We start from the raw sequence: 17529 nt of genomic DNA on the forward strand, positions 1-17529 counted from the left end.
CACCGTTCGGAACGGCGCCCTCAAGCGTGCAGCCAAAGCCGCGTCATGAACACGTCCGCCAGCACCCTTCGCGTCGTCAATAAACGCTCGGCTCACCGGGCGGGCGCGTCTTGAAGCGCTTGTGCACCCAGTAATACTGCTCTGGCATCAACGGAATCTGCTGTTCAAGAAAGGCGTTCATGCGGCGGGCATCCGTATCGTCATCGCCCGTTGGATAGTTTTCCCAAGGCTTGAACACCTTGAGCCGATAGCCTTTGTAATTGGGCAGCACCTCGCCGATAAATGGCACCACCTGGGCCCGCCCGACTTTCGCCAGCCGTCCGACAGCGGTCAGCGTGCAGGTCGGCACGCCAAAAAACGGCACGAACGTCGAATTACGCATGCCGTAATCCATATCAGCGCCCAGCATCACCGGCTTGCGTTCACGCAGCCAGCGCAACACCACGCGCGCGGCGTCAGCGCGGCTTACCATTTCGGCATCGAAGCGCCCACGTGCCGCCTTGGCAACAGCTTCCAGCTCGGGGTTCGACATCGGCTGATAAAGCGAGCCACAGGTACGCTGAAGCGAGTAATTCAGAAAAATCGAACCCGCTTCGATACCAACGAAATGAAACCCCAGAAACAGCGTGGGCGGCAAATCAGGATCGGTGAGATCAATCGCGCTCTCGACCTGAATCAGTTTTTCGAGTTTTTCCGCTGAGCCGAACCATTGCACGCTACGTTCGAGATAACTGCGGATCGCATGACGAAAATGTTTTTGCGCAATGATTTCACGCTGCTCGCTACTCCATTGCGGAAAGCACAACGACAAGTTGATATGAACGATCCGTTTGCGCCGGCTGGGAATCTGGTACAACAACCAGCCCAGCCCATCTCCTAGCCGCGCGACAAACCCATAAGGCAGCAGCGCAAATAACTTCAACAGCCCAATGGCCAGTTTCGCGCCTAAACGGCTCAGCATGCAGCGCCTCCGTGCAAAAGACCGAACTCTATTGCGTCTGGTCAATATCAAAATAGTAAAAATACGACGCGCGGGGGTATTCGGCGGCCGATTAAAGAGTTCGCTATAATAATGGCTTCGCCGAGTTAATAGACAACTTGCGGGGCGAAGCCAGCCAGTATGTGACTCACAGCAGCCTGGCGTCACACATCAGCCAAGTTTTCCGCTAAAGCGTCGCCGCTTCAATTCTCCGAAGCTGGCTACGTGAACCCTAACCGTAACCACGCAGGAGTTTCAAAAGTGGCTAATAATTTCCTCTTCACTTCTGAATCTGTTTCAGAAGGCCATCCCGATAAAGTCGCGGATCAAATCTCCGACGCCATCCTCGATGCCATCCTGACGCAAGACAAATATTCCCGTGTCGCAGCCGAAACACTGTGCAACACGGGCCTTGTCGTTTTAGCAGGTGAAATCACCACGACGGCCAACGTCGATTACATTCAGATCGCCCGCGAAACCATCAAGCGCATCGGCTACGACAACACCGATTACGGCATTGATTACCGTGGTTGCGCCGTGCTTGTCGCCTATGACAAACAGTCACCGGATATTGCCCAGGGCGTCGACCGCGCGCATGACAACAATCTCGATCAGGGTGCGGGCGATCAGGGCCTGATGTTCGGCTATGCCTGCGACGAAACCTCCGAACTCATGCCCTTGCCGATCCACCTGTCGCACCGTCTGGTCGAGCGCCAGGCTAACCTGCGCCGCGATGGCCGCCTGCCCTGGCTGCGCCCGGATGCAAAATCACAGGTCACCGTGCGCTACGTCGATGGCAAGCCGCACTCCATCGACACCGTCGTGCTGTCCACCCAGCACGCACCCGATATCGAACTGTCGATGCTGCGCGAAGCTGTCATCGAAGAAGTCATCAAGCCAACCCTGCCTGCCGAATTGCTCAAGGGCGATATCAAGTTCCTCGTGAACCCCACTGGCCGTTTCGTGATTGGCGGCCCGCAAGGCGATTGCGGCCTCACGGGGCGCAAGATCATCGTCGATACCTACGGCGGTGCCGCACCGCACGGTGGCGGCGCGTTCTCGGGCAAAGACCCGTCGAAGGTTGACCGCTCAGCGGCCTACGCCGGCCGCTATGTGGCGAAGAATATCGTCGCAGGGGGGCTGGCTTCGCGCTGCCTGATTCAGGTGTCGTATGCCATTGGCGTGGCCGAGCCCACCTCGGTCATGGTGAACACGTTTGGCACGGGCCGGGTATCGGATGCGACCATCACGCGTCTGGTGCAAGAGCACTTCGACCTGCGACCCAAAGGCATCATCCAGATGCTCGACCTGCTGCGTCCGATCTACGAAAAAACCGCTGCCTACGGCCACTTCGGCCGCGAAGAGCCGGAATTTTCATGGGAAGCTACCGACAAAGCCCTCGCGCTGGCCGAAGCCGCTGGCACGGAACCCGTCGCGGCCGTCGCCTGAATGCATCTGGCACGCTAAACCGGAACCTGAATCCGAATCGATTAAACGGTTTCTTTTCCGGTTAACTTTCCTGAAAACCCGCCTGACTTCTGTCTGGCGGGTTTTTTGTTGCCCGAAAAGCAGCTCATCATGCGTATTGAATTTCCCTGCAAGCCGGGCAGTAAAAATAGCTTTTACAAGCTTCCAGCCTGCAAATCTGCTCCTTTATGATCGCGCCTCCATGCATTCAACCTGACCCGGCCAGGCAGCCCATGTCTTCACGCAGAGGGCTCTAACGGCCGTCATCGCTTCTCTCAGCGGACGCTGCCTGGCACGCCACCAAGCCGTCCAGGAAATCATGCGCGCACCGTTATCGTTCTCCTTGCTTGGGCCGTTGCATCTTCAACGCGCGGACACGCCCCTCACACTGAAGTACAACAAGGCGCGTTCGCTGCTGGCATGGCTGATCCTCGAACCCGGCTTTCATACCCGCGACAGACTGGCTGACCTGTTCTGGCCCGCTGCCAGCACGCAAAGCGGCCGCGACCGGCTCAAACGCATGCTGTCCCATTTGCGCGGCGTACTCGACGACCCGCTGTTCGACGCGAACCGCGACACGCTCCGCCTCAATCCCCAACGGCCCATCCATTGCGATGTGCGCGAGTTTCTGCAGCGCGCAGCCATGGGTCTGCATACCGTCGAGGGTGTCACCCAACCGCTGTCCCGCATGCAGCTAGGTGCCTTGTGCCACGCTGCGAGCCTTTACCGCGGCCCGTTCCTGCATGGACTCGACGTCACTGACGCGCCTTTGCTGGAGCATTGGATCCAGACCCAGCGCCAGTCGTTCGCATGCCGCGCCGAAGAAATATTGCGCGCCCTGGCACGAGGTCACGCCCAACAAGGTGCATGGCAGGAAGCCACAATCCATGCGCGATATCTGACCACGCTCACCCCCTGCGATGAAAGCGCCTGGCAATTGCTCATCGGCATCTTGATGAATAGCGGCCAGCATGCCGAAGCGCAGATCGCACTCGCCCGTTGCACTGAAGCGCTGGCGAACGGGCTGGATCTGCAACCCGCTGCGGAAACCTGCGCGCTCGTGGCGCGCCGCCGCGTCATACCTCCGGCACAGGCCGCGCAAACCGCCCCCCCCATGGCGGAAACGCCGTACCTCCAGCGCCAGCTCAGCGTGTTGTGCTGCGATCTGCAATCCGGCCTCCTGAGTGACCCCGAAGATTTGCTCACCCGGCTAGAACCCTTGCGCGACCAGTGCGCGGCGTTATTGCGGCGAGCGGGCGGTTACGTCTGCCGCGAGCCGGGCGGCAATCTGCTGGCGTACTTCGGCTTTCCTGGCGCGCTCGAACATGCGGCGCAACGGGCTGCCAACGTCGCGCTCGACATACTGCGCACGGTGCGCCCGCATCCCGATATCGCCCTCCGGATTGGGCTGCATTCCGCGCAAGTGGTCTCCCTTGCAGCCGAGGGCGTGCCAGACTGTGCCGGTATAGCGACGCGCATCGCCAGCCAGCTCGCCGTGCAAGCCGAGGCGGGGTGTCTGGTGGTCAGTGACGCCGTTCGCCATTTACTCGAAGATGCTTTCATCTGCATGCCGTGCAACATTTCGGCTACTGCCGTTGTGGGGTGGCGCGTCTATGCCGTATCCGGCGCGTATCGTGCTCACGCGCGGCGCTGCCCGCTCGTGGGCCGCACACGCGCCCTCAAGACACTGAACCAGGCCCGCACTCGCGGTCGTGCCGTGCTTCTCACGGGCGAAGCCGGAATCGGCAAGACCAGGCTGATCTCGGACTACCGCGCCGCGCTGCGCTTGCCCGGCATCGATGTGGCCTGCGAACCCGATGGCACCGATAGCGCCCTGCATCCGTTCATGCGCCGCTTGCGAACGCCGGGCCATCATGCGGGCTGGCACGGAGAACCGGCCGCGCTCGCGGCCTCGCATGCCCCTCGCGCGCTGGCCGTGCTCGAAGCACAACTCGCCTATGCAGCCCAGAGGGCGCATATAGCCCAAACACCCGACCGCGCACCTCGCCCACCCGCTACCACAACCCGCATCACGCTCAAGCACGAAGCTCATGCGATCGCTCTGCGCTATCTGCGCTGGGGGATTGCGCGTGCCGTGCCACCCGGCGGACTGCTCTGGATCGACGATCTGCAATGGGCCGATCCGCTAACACTGGCGCTCGTCTCGAGCCTGCTCAATACCCCGCTGCCCCAGCGTTTTATTGTCTTGAGCGCGCGCAAGCCTTTTCGTTTGCCCCACTGCAACCTGACGCGAGTCACGCGGCAGCGGCTAGGCCCGCTCGCGCCCGCGGCAAGAGAAGCGCTCATCGATTACTGGGCTCAAGACCGCCGGCTCGATCAAACAAGCCGCGCACGTATTCTTCGTACCGCATCAGGCGTACCGCTCTTTCTCGAAGCCTGCACCCGCGATACGCTCGCCCATCCTGCCGGGCCCACCGATATCAACCCAAGCCGTGTTCCGGCGCGCTTGCACGATCTGCTCGTGACGCGGCTCGACGCCACTGGCGACGCCAAAGTGATCGCACTGTGTGCGGCCGTCATTGGGATGGAATTTTCCGTGGCATTGCTGGCCACCATAAGCGAGCGTTCATCGTCTGCACTTGCTCACGCGCTGGATGTCCTCATCGCCCATGGCATCATCGAGCAGCGCTCGGCGACGTGTTATGCCTTTTGCCATGTGTTACTGCGCGAAGCGGCCTGGCACTTGCAAACACGTACCACACGCGAAACGCTGCAACGGCGCATCGACAAGGCACGCCAAGCCTCGTTGCAACAACAGTTTCCTGACGACTTAACCGCCTGCGGTGGCGAATGCGTTGAATTGACGTTGAATTGACGTTGAATTGACGTTGAATTGAAGGCGTCGATTGACGTGTGGGCGTGGCTTAGCGGCCAGAAAAAACGAACCAGTCTGCATCGGCACTGGCGCGCGTCATGCGGCGTGGCCGCCGGCCCGTAAGAGGCGGATGAACGGGTTGCACTACGAGAGCGCTGAATGGCGCCATCGCCAGGCCCGTCGACACCAGCGGCAAAGGCCGGCGCAACAAGGTACGCAGCGAAAACCGGCGCGAGCCGCCCGGCAGCCTCAACAGCGAGAAAAACCGCCGAAACCATGCATGCACACCCCCTTCCTTCCCATGGACATCACGCCGTTGCGCGGCAAGCGCATGGGTGCGGGCCACGTGATGACGCAAGGCGCGAACGGCAGGGCTGCGTGTTGAACGCATCTTGATCGTGGAGCGGGAGAAACGGAAGGAGCGAGGGAAGCGGGAATAAGGAGGCGTATTCATAAATAGAAAAATCAGCGGCAGGAATTAACAGTTTCACAATGATTTTGCAGACTACACGTGAATCATGTTGCCCGGAAGTCAGTTTTTACTGCCTTCCATATGCCCCTTTATCCACGCTCAGGGCCCACGCCAGCAAAGAGATAACCTGCGCTTTACAATCGCGCATCTGCCCGTCAAGCCGTAATGGAACACCTCATGTCAGTCCATTCGAAGAAAGAACAAGTTCAAACTTTGCGCGAGCAAGGTTTTGTCGTCGTACCGGGGCTGGTTTCGCCCGAGCGCTGTCGCGCGCTCAAGCAAATTGCGCAGCAGCAGTTGCAGCTAGCGGTGGCACCGCTCGAATTCGAGGCCGATCTGCGCTATCCAGGTGCGCCTGAATCGAAATACGCGCCAGGTGGCCATACCGTGCGACGTCTGCTCGACGCCTATGCGCGCCATCCAGGTTTTCACGAATGGGCCTGCGCACCTGAAATAAAAAGCTGGATGACACTGTATTTTGGTGAGCAGCCGTATTTGTCGCGGGCGCATCACAATTGCATGATGACCAAGCATCCCGCCTATGGCAGCCTCACCGGCTGGCACCGCGACATGCGCTACTGGTCGTTCGAACGCGATGATCTTGTGTCGGTATGGCTCGCGCTCGGGCCTGAAACTGTCAATAACGGGGGCCTATGGTTCGTGCCGCAATCGCACGATGCCGCGCTCACCGCCAGTTGTTTCGATGAAGCAAAGTTTTTCCGCTCCGATCTGCCAGACAACCAAGCCCTAATTCAGACGGCCGTCTCGCCAGAACTTCATATGGGTGATGTCGTGTTTTTCCATTGCAAGACCTTGCATTCAGCAGGAAAAAATCTGTCGGACGAGGTGAAGTTCTCGCTGGTTTTCACTTACCACGGCGCGAGTAACGCGCCGCTGCCTGGTTCGCGCTCCGCATCACTGGCGGAAGTAAAACTCTGATCCTGAGGTGCCGTGTGCGCTCGCGCACGCGGCCAGTCTAGCGCCTGCGTGGCCAGGCGAGCCCTGTCAGCCCAAGCAGCGTTGCCACCGCGCCCGCCCCGAGCAACAGCATGGTGCGATCCGTAGGCGTGCCATTTACCACCCTCGACACATCGCTGCTAAACGACTGGAACGACTGGCCGCCGAAATACAGCAGCACCACACCGACCGCAATTAATGCGAAAGAAAGCACTTTCATCATGACTCGCCTCACCCATCAGTCAAAACGGCGCAGTTTAGGCGAGCCAGATCATATCGTCCATGGCGAAGGCCGCTATATCAGCACCGGCAAGCTTTCGACGAGTGCAAATGCGCACGCGGCCCCCAGCAATGCACCGAGCACTCGCAACACGTTGTGCCGGAACTCCGAACGGCACGGCAACGCGCCGACAAACAGCGCACCGGCCAACGCCATCGGAATGATCAGGATGAAATCGCCAATTGTGAAATAAGTGGTCATGTCGAGTCTCTCAGTATCTCGCGCGTTGTTATCGCGCATTTTCATTAGTGCACCTGCAGCGGTACGGCCGATATTGGAATTCTCGAATACAGTACAGCCGCGGTGCATGCCTTCAAGTATAGAAAATAACCGACCGCAAGGACGGTAAAACACGACTCATCAGCCTCGGTACAACGCATCGAAACCCTTTTGAATAACAAGCAGACGCTATGCCTTGTGAATCCGGTGAGTATTTAAATACAGATGTCCTACTCCCACAAACGGCTTTCATCCGAGCCTTGATGTGACATTCGGCCCACACATTCTTACCCCGCTAGTTGCTGAAGCTTAAGCCCGGCACACGGCCCGGTTTATGATGAGATCCCAGCAACACCCGCTGTCCGTCCCCCGCCTGGCCTTTACTCACGACCATGCCAGACATGCTGCGTACCAGCAGTTTTGATTAACGTCCGGAGCCGTTACGGCTAACGGGAAAACAGGGAAATATCATGCAAGTCGGTTCTATCGTCCGTTCCGTGCATATCGCCGTGCCGGCTGGCGCGCGTGGCATTGTCATGCGTCTTCTCGGCGACATGGCGATGGTGGCGTGGTACGCCGGTGAGCCCGGCGCCTCGACGCCGCTCAATACCGAGCCGTTTTTTCTGGCTGACCTGATCGACACCGGCGAGCTAGTCCGCCCGGCCAGCACCCAGATGCACTAAGACACCAGGTGCCCTCCCCGGAGAGGCCCGAGCGCCACACTCGTCTTTGTTCACGGCGCGGCGCACAATGCGCAGCATGACTGAAAATACCTCCCCCCCGCCGCCCGACGACGCCGCTGACAGCGCCATTCCTTTCGCCCGGCTCACGCCCGAACGCATGCTGGATGCCGTTGACAGCGTGCTAGCCAGTTCCGGCGTGCGCACCGATGGCCGCATGCTGCCGCTCAACAGCTACGAAAACCGCGTCTACCAGATCGGCGTCGAAGACGGCCCGCCCGTGGTGGTCAAGTTTTACCGCCCTGAACGCTGGAGCGATGCAGCCATTCTCGAAGAACATGCATTTGTCGCGGAACTGGCCGAGCGCGAGATTCCCGTCGTCGCAGCGCAGTCGATCAACGGCCAGACGCTACATACAGCGGAAGGCTTTCGCTTCTCAATCTTCGAGCGCCGGGGCGGCCGTGCGCCGGACCTCGACCGGCGCGACACGCTGGAATGGCTCGGGCGCTTCATCGGACGCATTCATGCCATCGGCCAAACACGGGATTACGTGGCGCGCCCCACCCTGAACCTTCAAACCTTTGGCTATGAACCGCGTGATTTTCTGCTATCGCAGCGGTTTGTCCCCGACGACGTGCGCCCCGCATGGGAAGCCGTGGCCCAGCTCGCGCTGGAAGGCGTCGAACAGGCGTTCGAGCGCGCCGGGGCTATCCGCGCTATCCGCATGCATGGTGATTGCCACCCGAGCAACGTGCTGTGGACCGATGCCGGGCCGCATTTCGTCGATTTTGACGACAGCCGGATGGGGCCTGCTATCCAGGACCTCTGGCTGCTGTTGCCGGGTGGGCGGGCCGAGGCTTCACGCGCGCTGACCGATCTGCTGGCGGGTTATGAAGACTTCTGCGATTTCGAGCCGCGCGAACTGCATCTGGTTGAAGCATTACGCACGCTGCGGCTGATTCACTATTCGGCATGGCTAGCACGCCGCTGGGATGATCCGGCTTTTCCGGTGGCGTTCCCGTGGTTCAACACGCAGCGTTATTGGGAAGACCGCATTCTGGAATTGCGTGAGCAAGTCGGCGCGATGCAGGAAGGGCCACTGTGGCCGGTCTAGCCATGCCCTGAGTATGGAGAATCCTGGGCAATAGCAGCGGCTCAGGTCGCTCGCTTACCCGCGCTTGTCGGAAAAAATCCAATCATTTTCAAGAAAAAATGGAACGCGGCGGCGCCGGCCTGTTACTAAGATGGCGCCCAATTTGTCTGTTAACGGCAAATATCGGCATCCACGTATCTCGTTACATTTTCGTGTGCATCGAGCAATTTAAATGGTGTCTTGACGAGAATGGTTTATTTTTAATTAATTCATTATTTTTTAACTTTATATGGCAATTTAAAATGTCATTAAATAATATGCCCCCAATTAAAACATCCAGCACTCCAAGTCACATTCCTCAAAGCCCAGATTACAACACCCCTCCCCCCGCCGGTAATTTGTCACATAAGGTGGCAATGGTTATAGCTTCGCCGAATAGCGCAAATAGCCCGACACCCCGTAAAGCATACAGCGCGGCCACTGTTGCATTGTTAAATGAACTAACACCGCTCAATCCTGACAACACATCGGTAGCTCCCCCAACATTCCAACGCTGTAACAAAGCGGCTCTATTCATTTTTTTAATGGGCATTGGAGGTATCTTCGGCACAGGAATCACTCTAGTATCGAATTTGAAAAACAACCCTGATTCATCGGATCAGAAGCAGATAGCCACCTATGGTTTCAGCATTTCCGCAGCGATTATATTTCTTTCTTTTCTGATTTGCTGCATAAGCCCCTGCATTGGCAGCAGCAATACTGACGACACAAAAGAAAACCCTAAAAAAACACCTCCGCAATACAAGAGTTACGTTTAATCGATGCCAGACGTAATTTTTTCCATCACCGAAGAGAGAAAATTCTAAACGCAGTGCAATGCGTTCTCTCTTCGGGGGTTTTTCCGCCTCATCGCGCATGGCCGCTTCAGCATGCCGGCCATTTACACCGAAATCGCCCGCGTTACCGGCATGCAAGCCGCTTCGCTAGCAGCTTTGTCACGCGCGGCCTTAGCGCCTTCGATTCGAAGCAGTCTCGGTAGCACTACGTCATTTTTCGCCGCCGTCACTTCCGCAAGAATCGACACCGCGATTTCAGGTGGCGTGCGGCTACCGATATAAATCCCCGCAGGCCCGTGCAACCGCGCCAGTTCGCCATCGTTCAGATCAAACAGTTTCAGCCGCTCACGCCGCGCCGCATTGTTGCGCCGTGAACCCAGCGCGCCCACGTAAAACGCCGGGGTCTTCAACGCCTCCAGTAGCGCCAGATCGTCCAGCTTAGGATCGTGCGTCAGCGCGATGACCGCGCAGCGCGTGTCGAGTTTCATCTCCAGCACGGCATCGTCGGGCATCGTGCGGATGATCGTCGTGCCGGGGAGATCCCATGCATCGATATATTCATCGCGCGGATCGCACACCGTCACCTGATAGTCGAGCCCCACCGCAATCTGGCACAGGTAGCGCGATAGTTGCCCCGCGCCGATCACCAGCATCCGGTAACGTGGACCATGAATCGTCACCAGGCGCTCATCATCGAAAACCAGCCCCGCCGTTGTCATGGCGGGCCCTAATTGCGCCTCGCCGCTCGCCATATCGAGCGTGCGCGCCATCAGTTGACCCTCCTGCACTGCCTGGCACAGTTCGGCGAGGCGGCTCTCTGCCTTGAGCGGCTCCAGCACCAGTTGAATCGTGCCGCCACATGGCAAGCCGAAACGATGCGCTTCTTCGGCCGTGATGCCGTACTTCAGCACCTGCGGACACGTGGGTTCGATGCCATGACGCCGCACCCGCTCGATCAGATCGTCTTCGATGCAACCGCCCGAGACCGATCCCACCACCCGGCCATCGCCACGCACCACCAGCATCGCGCCTTCTGGACGCGGCGATGAACCCCATGTTTTCACGACCGTCACGAGCAGCGCACGATGCCCTTGCTCCAGCCAGCGCACACTGGTTTTCAGCACTTCGAGATCGACGCTATCCATGATGGGCTCCTCTTCATCCTCTTCAGTTAGGCATATCCACCACAAGCATTGCAGTGAAACCGGGCCATATGGTCGCTCAACTGCGTATTCACTCATCTGAAAAAACAGTGGAGGCTACAACAAGCTACAACAATTCAACGACAAATCAACCACAAATAAAAAACGGCACCGCCGGAAAACACCGGAGATGCCGTTGTGCTTCAAACGCTTTATTTACTTTAAATACTTCGAACCCCGCGTTTAAATTTAATGCTCCTGAATCTCGCGCCCTAACTTCGAGCGCTGGCGCGAGTAGCCAAAATAAATCGCCATGCCCACCAGCAACCAGATGCCAAAGGCAATCCATGTCACGATTCGCAGATTCAGCATCAGGAACAGGCAGGAAGCCACGGCCAGCAACGGCACCAGCGGCACGCCTGGGCAGCGGAACGCACGTGGCAATTCAGGATGTGTGCGGCGCAAGATCAGCACCGCCACCGAGACCATCGAAAACGCCGCCAGCGTGCCGATGTTGATCAGCTCGGCCAACACACTCAGTGGCACGAGCGCGCCGATCAGACCAAAAAAGAGGCCTACTATCCAGGTCGTCAAAAATGGCGTGGCAAAACGCGGATGCACCTGCGACAACACCGCAGGCAACAGGCCATCGCGCGACATGGCGAAGATGATGCGTGTCTGGCCATAGGCCATCACCAGGATCACGGTCAGCATGCCCAGCACCGCGCCGAGGTCGATAAAACCCGCCACCCACGGCTGGCCCGCAACCTGCAAGGCATACGACACCGGATGCGAAATATGCGCGAACTCAGCGGAGGGCACGATGCCCGTCACGACCGCCGCGACCGCCACATACAGCACGGCACACACGCCCAGCGAGGCAATCAGCCCAATCGGCAAATCGCGTTTGGGGTTTTTGACTTCTTCGGCTGCCGCTGACACCGAATCAAAGCCAATAAACGCAAAGAACATCACGGCCGCCGCACCAAACACACCATGCCAGCCGTTGGGCATGAACGGATGCCAGTTCGCGGGCGTGACATGAAACATGCCGACCGCAATCACCAGCAGTACAACGGCCACCTTGATCGTCACCATGATGTTGTTGATCCGGGCAGATTCGCGCACGCCCACGGAGAGCAGCGCCGTCACCGCCATCATCACCAGAAAGGCAGGCAGGTTAAAAAACGTGACATGCCCCGGCAGCGCGCCGGGTGCAGCGCTCAAGGCCATCGGCAGCGTGACGCCAAAGCCCGCTAACAACGATTGCAGATAACCGGACCAGCCCACCGATACCGCCGATGTCGCCAGACCGTACTCGAGCATCAGGTCCCAGCCGATAATCCACGCCGCGAGTTCGCCCAGCGTCGCATACGAGTAGGTATAGATCGAACCCGCAACAGGAATGGTCGAAGCGAACTCCGCGTAGGCGAGCGCCGCAAAACCACAGGCCACAGCGGCGATCAGGAACGAAAACATCAAGGCCGGACCCGCCTGGACCGCACCCGTGCCAGTCAGCACGAAAATCCCGGTGCCAATAATGGCGCCAACGCCAAGCAGCGTCAGATCCAGCGCGCCGAGCGTCTTTCTGAGTCCTGCGCTTTGTGCGCCGGAGATCATTTGCTCGACGTTTTTCTTGCGAAAGAGGGACATGGGACAAAAGCTCCTGAAGACGCGCACCGCGCGCCGGATGGATGGCGGAAGGTTCCGAATTCTAACGGATGTAAAACGGGGGACTTGATGCAATGCACAAGGCGCCCTCTCACGTATTTAGTACGTGGGATGGCGCCTTGTCCGACGCAAAACGGCAATCATCCGGTCATAGCCGGATTCAGATCGAGGAGACGGTTACTGATGACATAGAACGTCAGCTCCGCGTTATTGCGCAGTTTCATTTTTTCGAGCAGCCGTGTGCGATACACGCTGACTGTTTTCACAGATAACGACAGCGCCTGTGCGACATCGGTCAACCGTTTGCCCGAGGCCAGCATGCACAGCGTCTGGTATTCGCGGTCGGAGAGTTTTTCATGGGGCTGCGGCTCACCATCGAATGACACGTAATTAGCCAGCACTTCAGCCATCGCCAGGCTGACGTACTTGCGTCCCGCCGCCACTTGCTGAATCGCATAGATCATCTGCGCAGTATCGGCGGTTTTCGACAAATAGCCCGCCGCGCCGGCCTTGAGCGCCCGCACGGCGTACTGGTCCTCGCGGTACATCGAAAACATCAGCACCGGCACCCGGGGGACCAGACGCTTCAACGCCTTGAGCACTTCGACGCCATTCATGTCAGGCAAGGCGATATCCAGCACGATCACATCGAAAGGTTGCTGTGCCACCTGTTCAAGCGCGTCCGCGCCCGTTTGCGCCTCCTGCACCGCACTCGCCACACCACGGTCCAGCAGCAATTGCCGCACACCCTGGCGTACCACAGCGTGATCGTCGATCAGCAAAATATTCAGGCTCATGACACTGCCTTCGCGCGGCGCGGCGACACGGGGGCAGCAAGCAACGTCCGCCAGGCAAAACGTGCGTGAATCTGCGCCCCCACGGCTTCGTCGATATCGACCACATCCGGGCGGCTGAGGCGCATACGCAGCGTGCCTCCCAGCGCAGCGCAGCGCGCATGCATACCCATCAGACCGTAACTGCCCAAAGAGCCCTGCCTGCCGGAACGGCCTTTGCGCGCCGCCTGCAACGCATGGGGCGGCAAACCGATGCCATCGTCACGGATCAGCAAGGTCAAATGCCGCGGGCTGGTTTCGATACGGATATCGACATTGAATGCCCGTGAGTGCTTGGCTGCGTTATTCAGCGCTTCTTGCACGACACGGAAAATCGCCAGGGCGGCATCATCGGAAAGTTGCAGCAGACGCGCATCGGCCGGGCAGGCGAAATGCGCCTGCAAGCCCGTGCGGCTAGCGAAGCCGCGAGTCCAGTGCGACAACGCCTGCACAATGCCGTCGTCCAGCACGGGGGCATGCAAATCGGCGAGCGTATTGCGCGTGGCTTCGCAAACGGCATCAAGCGCATGCTTTGCCGCATCCAGCGCCGCAGCACACTGCGGCGGTGCAGCCGCGGGCAGCCAGGTCTCGATACCCGCCAGCGCAAACCGCGCCGCCGTCAGTTCCGCCCCGACGTTGTCATGCAGCTCGCGCGCGAGGTGATGACGCACGGCTTCGTTCGCGCGCACCAGTTGCGCCTCCAGTTCCTGCACCCGCGCATTCAGACGTGCCAGTTCATCCGGAGAATCGCCTGCATGCCGCATAGCGAGCGCAACTGCACCACCGGTTCTCGAACAAGACGCGGCAGACAACCCAGACGCGTGCCGGACAACGGAAGACGAGGAAATTGCAGCGTCGGTCAACACCATCGCAGGGCTCATGGCTGTTTGGCCGGACAAGGCAGGCGGGAACGCGTCAGACGCGCCGGGACAACGGAAAACATGCGGACCTCTGGCTTTGGAACACGCGCATTTCACGAAAGATGCGGCAACCGGGCATCGACAGCGATACGGCGTGGCTAGATTTCCATTTAACGATCAGGCGGATCAGGCAGATGAAATCCACGAAGCGCCCGAACCCTACAACCGGGAATGGGTCAGGCGCCGCGCTGGGATCTCGAAATGCTCGCGGCATGCCCGCTAAGCCGCTTAGCGGGCGATGCTTTCTGGATGAGTGACATCTGGAACGATTGAGTTCCATCCAGCGTCTTTATTTTTCGTCGGGACGGACATCAAATAATTTTTGCATGAGGTGTAAGCCTCAAATCTGGGTAATGTTCTGACGAGTCCTGACGAGCCCCGACGAGCCCCAGCAAGACCCGATGAAATACGCCCAGGCTGCCTCTTGTTTTGCCTCTTGTTTTTTAGTCAGCCCATCACCGCTCCAGCAAAAAGCGCTCCAGCAAAAAGCGCTCCAGCAAAAAGCAAATGGGCGGCAACCGTTAAAACGGCTGCCGCCCAGCACGGGGTATTCGCCACCAGTCAGTTAGATCAGCCGGCCCGTCTAGTCATTTAGGCATGAGCCAGCTAACCATGCATTAACCAGCAAACTTACCCGACGAACGCCTTCTCCACCACATAATGTCCTGGCGCATTGTTGCTGCCTTCCTGAAAGCCCAGACCGTCCAGCAATTCACGCGTATCGCGCAACATGTGCGGGCTGCCGCACAGCATCACCCGATCGTTTTCCAGCGAGAAACCCGGCACGCCAAGGTCGGCAAACAGCTTTTCTGTTTCGATCAGCTCGGTGATCCGGCCACGATTCTGAAACGCTTCGCGCGTGACGGTGGGGTAATACACCAGCTTTTCTTGCACCAGCTCACCCAGATGTTCATGCGCGGGCAGATGATCGGTGATGTATTCCTTGTAGGCGAGTTCATCGACAAAGCGGCAAGTATGCGTCAGCACCACGCGCTCGTAGCGGTCGTATACGTCCGGATCCTTGATGATCGACATGAAAGGCGCAAGCCCCGTGCCTGTGGAAAGCAGCCAGAGCGTCTTGCCAGGCAGCAGGTTATCGGCCATCAGCGTGCCCGTCGGCTTTTTGCCGATCAGCACCTGATCGCCCACCTTCAGATGTTGCAACCGCGAAGTCAGCGGGCCGTCTTGCACCTTGATGCTGAGAAATTCAAGGTTCTCTTCGTAATTGGCGCTGGCCATGCTGTACGCGCGAATCAGCGGTTTACCATCGACTTCGAGGCCCACCATCGTGAACTGGCCGTTTTCAAAACGAAACCCGGTATCGCGCGTGCAAGTGAAGCTGAAAAGCGTGTCAGTCCAGTGATGGACGCTCAAAACGGTTTGTGGATTCAGGTTACTCATGGCTTCTTGGATAGGGCGAAATCAAAGGCGGCCAGACGAACCAGCCGGCACGGCAAAGGCGCTGCGCCACCCGCGCAGCCAGCCTTGTATCAGGGGGGATTAAGCGGAATCCGGCATTTTACCGCGTGACGTCATTCACCGCCGCCGCGCCGGGCGCAACACCCCAGGTACAGTCCATCATGGGCTCTGCGATCATACCGAAAGGTTAGCGCCCGCACCCGATTGACCCTGCTAGCGAAGCAGCCAAACAGGGCCATTGGCGCCATTGAACGGGAGGCTCAAAAAGCGGTTAAACAAAGCCGCCAGACGCGCGCTTCGGCTATCGGCCAGCCGGATGCCTCGCGGCTAACCCACCTGCAGGCGCGCGATATAGGGCAAATGATCCGACAGCCATGCGGTTTCCTGCGCCGGCTGAATCCATTCGATGGGTTTCATGTCTCGCACAAACATTTTGTCGAGCGCGAGCGCCGGGGAGAACGCCGGATAAGTGCGGGCAGGCTCACCCAGCAACGTGGCAACCTCGTGTAAGCCGTGCTCGGCAAAAAGCGGCACGGAATCGTTGCGCCAGTCGTTGAAATCCCCCGCCAGAACCAGCGGGCCAGTGGGCGCTTCCTTTTGAATCCAGTGGGCAATCCAGTGCATCTGGCGCAAGCGCGCCGCGCGCGTCAGCGCCAAATGTGCGCATAGCAGCGTCACGGAATGCCCTGCAAACGTGGCATGGGCCACCAGCAAACCTCGCCGCTCAAAGCGATGCGCGGAAATATCCCAGCGGCCGCCCAGATCCAGCGGATGCGGCGACAAAATCGCATTGCCATGCCGCCAGGACGGCTTGAAGACGTTCGGGCCCAGCGCAATTTGCAGCTCAAGCGCGCGTGCGATCTCGGTAGCCTGGCAATGCCAGACATCATCGAGCGGGTCCGCCAGGGGGGCGCCAAACCCCGTCGACAGCAACGGTTGCGGCATTCTGCGCGCCATCGCCTCTTGCAGAAAATACGCGTCGGCATGCGTGGACTGCACCCAGCGCTGCATCGCCTGCCAGGCCTGAAAACCCAGCGGCGTACGGCCTTTGTGCAAATTCCAGCTCACGGCAAGGAAATCTTTGGCCTCAAGCGATGAGGGCTCACGATGCTCATGTAAAACGAGTTCTTCAGGGTTACGCATACTGCGTCGTCCGCTTCTTAAGGTGATTTCACCGGTTGGTCAGCCCTGCACGCACCCGGTATAGCAGCACAGGGTCATGCTCCACGAGCGTCCATGTGCTCCACTGACCCGCGGGCACGCTCAGCCCCGGATGACTCGCGGCGATCCGGCGTGGCTGCGGCGGTAAAAGACAGCCGCTTTCGGTCTGGTTCACACCGGGTTCTTCGAGGGTTTCCTGGGCGTCGATGGCGAGCGTCACGACGGCTGCATCCGCCTGCGTGGGCGACACCGTCAGCGTGCGCATCAGGTCGATATCGCCGCCTGGCTGGGCCTTGCAGCCCACCGCATGCTGTACGACATGATGATGGGTATCGGTACGCGCCTGACCCACGGTCGTGGTTCCCTCAAACGCGTCAATCTGCTGGCCATCGCGCATCACCTGCAATTGCCATGCGACCACAGCGGGCTCGGTGGGCACAGCGGGCTCGGCATCCGGCTGCGCCTGAACTAGCAAGGGCCATGCCAGCAACACCGGCGCAATACGCATCATCCACATAAACCCTGGCTCCCCAAAACATGATTCGGCAAATCAAAAGTGCCCCT

17 protein-coding genes are annotated in these 17529 nt (G+C 59.1%); 6 read left to right on the forward strand and 11 right to left on the reverse strand.

Annotation, left to right across the window (positions count from 1 at the left end):
• Positions 1 to 76: 76 nt before the first annotated feature.
• Entirely contained in the window at positions 77 to 1006 is a 930-nt protein-coding gene (locus GH657_RS00465) for a lipid A biosynthesis lauroyl acyltransferase (protein ID WP_281349349.1), read from the reverse strand.
• A gap of 234 nt (positions 1007 to 1240) precedes the next feature.
• On the opposite strand from GH657_RS00465, the gene metK reads away from it, so the two are divergent.
• Both metK and GH657_RS00475 read left to right on the forward strand, forming a co-directional pair.
• Positions 1241 to 2428, forward strand: coding sequence for a methionine adenosyltransferase (gene metK, locus GH657_RS00470; protein WP_153098851.1), 1188 nt, complete (start codon positions 1241 to 1243; stop codon positions 2426 to 2428).
• A gap of 337 nt (positions 2429 to 2765) precedes the next feature.
• Positions 2766 to 5282, forward strand: a complete 2517-nt coding sequence (locus GH657_RS00475) for an ATP-binding protein (protein ID WP_153098852.1) — start codon at positions 2766 to 2768, stop codon at positions 5280 to 5282.
• A gap of 49 nt (positions 5283 to 5331) precedes the next feature.
• On the opposite strand, the gene GH657_RS00480 is transcribed toward GH657_RS00475, so the two are convergent.
• On the reverse strand, positions 5332 to 5673 hold the full coding sequence (locus tag GH657_RS00480) for a hypothetical protein (protein WP_153098853.1): 342 nt from the start codon (positions 5671 to 5673) through the stop codon (positions 5332 to 5334).
• A gap of 258 nt (positions 5674 to 5931) precedes the next feature.
• Here GH657_RS00480 and GH657_RS00485 point away from each other — a divergent pair, with 258 nt between their 5' ends.
• On the forward strand, positions 5932 to 6693 hold the full coding sequence (locus tag GH657_RS00485; protein ID WP_153098854.1) for a phytanoyl-CoA dioxygenase family protein: 762 nt from the start codon (positions 5932 to 5934) through the stop codon (positions 6691 to 6693).
• A 37-nt stretch (positions 6694 to 6730) separates the two neighbouring features.
• On the opposite strand, the gene GH657_RS00490 is transcribed toward GH657_RS00485, so the two are convergent.
• On the reverse strand, positions 6731 to 6934 hold the full coding sequence (locus tag GH657_RS00490) for a DUF3185 family protein (RefSeq protein ID WP_153098855.1): 204 nt from the start codon (positions 6932 to 6934) through the stop codon (positions 6731 to 6733).
• Between the two features lie 72 nt (positions 6935 to 7006).
• Positions 7007 to 7192 carry a hypothetical protein gene (locus GH657_RS00495; RefSeq protein ID WP_153098856.1) on the reverse strand — a complete coding sequence of 62 codons (186 nt, stop codon included), beginning with the start codon at positions 7190 to 7192 and terminating at the stop codon, positions 7007 to 7009.
• A gap of 488 nt (positions 7193 to 7680) precedes the next feature.
• On the opposite strand from GH657_RS00495, the gene GH657_RS00500 reads away from it, so the two are divergent.
• The 3 genes from GH657_RS00500 (at position 7681) to GH657_RS00510 (ending at position 9801) form a co-directional block, all read left to right on the forward strand.
• Positions 7681 to 7893 carry a hypothetical protein gene (locus GH657_RS00500; protein WP_153098857.1) on the forward strand — a complete coding sequence of 71 codons (213 nt, stop codon included), beginning with the start codon at positions 7681 to 7683 and terminating at the stop codon, positions 7891 to 7893.
• A 67-nt stretch (positions 7894 to 7960) separates the two neighbouring features.
• Positions 7961 to 9004: a serine/threonine protein kinase gene (locus tag GH657_RS00505; protein WP_153098859.1), complete on the forward strand. Its 1044-nt coding sequence runs from the start codon at positions 7961 to 7963 to the stop codon at positions 9002 to 9004.
• A 98-nt stretch (positions 9005 to 9102) separates the two neighbouring features.
• Positions 9103 to 9801, forward strand: coding sequence for a hypothetical protein (locus GH657_RS00510; RefSeq protein WP_153098861.1), 699 nt, complete (start codon positions 9103 to 9105; stop codon positions 9799 to 9801).
• A gap of 122 nt (positions 9802 to 9923) precedes the next feature.
• On the opposite strand, the gene GH657_RS00515 is transcribed toward GH657_RS00510, so the two are convergent.
• The 7 genes from GH657_RS00515 to GH657_RS00545 all read right to left on the reverse strand — a co-directional run bounded on the left by GH657_RS00515 (position 9924) and on the right by GH657_RS00545 (position 17482).
• A complete protein-coding gene (locus tag GH657_RS00515) occupies positions 9924 to 10964 on the reverse strand; it encodes an XdhC family protein (protein ID WP_153098862.1) in 1041 nt (346 codons plus the stop codon).
• A 246-nt stretch (positions 10965 to 11210) separates the two neighbouring features.
• Positions 11211 to 12614 (reverse strand): branched-chain amino acid transporter BcaP, encoded by a 1404-nt coding sequence (gene bcaP / locus GH657_RS00520; RefSeq protein ID WP_153098865.1) that lies wholly within the window; start codon positions 12612 to 12614, stop codon positions 11211 to 11213.
• A gap of 158 nt (positions 12615 to 12772) precedes the next feature.
• On the reverse strand, positions 12773 to 13429 hold the full coding sequence (rqpR, locus tag GH657_RS00525; RefSeq protein ID WP_153098867.1) for a response regulator transcription factor RqpR: 657 nt from the start codon (positions 13427 to 13429) through the stop codon (positions 12773 to 12775).
• Positions 13426 to 14229 carry a sensor histidine kinase gene (locus GH657_RS00530; protein WP_246173941.1) on the reverse strand — a complete coding sequence of 268 codons (804 nt, stop codon included), beginning with the start codon at positions 14227 to 14229 and terminating at the stop codon, positions 13426 to 13428. Before GH657_RS00530 ends, rqpR begins: the two co-directional genes overlap by 4 nt.
• 786 nt (positions 14230 to 15015) lie before the next feature.
• Positions 15016 to 15786 (reverse strand): ferredoxin--NADP reductase, encoded by a 771-nt coding sequence (locus tag GH657_RS00535; protein WP_153098869.1) that lies wholly within the window; start codon positions 15784 to 15786, stop codon positions 15016 to 15018.
• A gap of 345 nt (positions 15787 to 16131) precedes the next feature.
• Positions 16132 to 16947 carry an endonuclease/exonuclease/phosphatase family protein gene (locus GH657_RS00540; RefSeq protein WP_153098870.1) on the reverse strand — a complete coding sequence of 272 codons (816 nt, stop codon included), beginning with the start codon at positions 16945 to 16947 and terminating at the stop codon, positions 16132 to 16134.
• 28 nt (positions 16948 to 16975) lie between these two features.
• Positions 16976 to 17482, reverse strand: a complete 507-nt coding sequence (locus GH657_RS00545; protein ID WP_153098871.1) for a hypothetical protein — start codon at positions 17480 to 17482, stop codon at positions 16976 to 16978.
• Between the last annotated feature and the right edge of the window lie 47 nt (positions 17483 to 17529).

The sequence above is a fragment of the Paraburkholderia hayleyella genome (assembly GCF_009455685.1).
Classification (GTDB): domain Bacteria; phylum Pseudomonadota; class Gammaproteobacteria; order Burkholderiales; family Burkholderiaceae; genus Paraburkholderia; species Paraburkholderia hayleyella.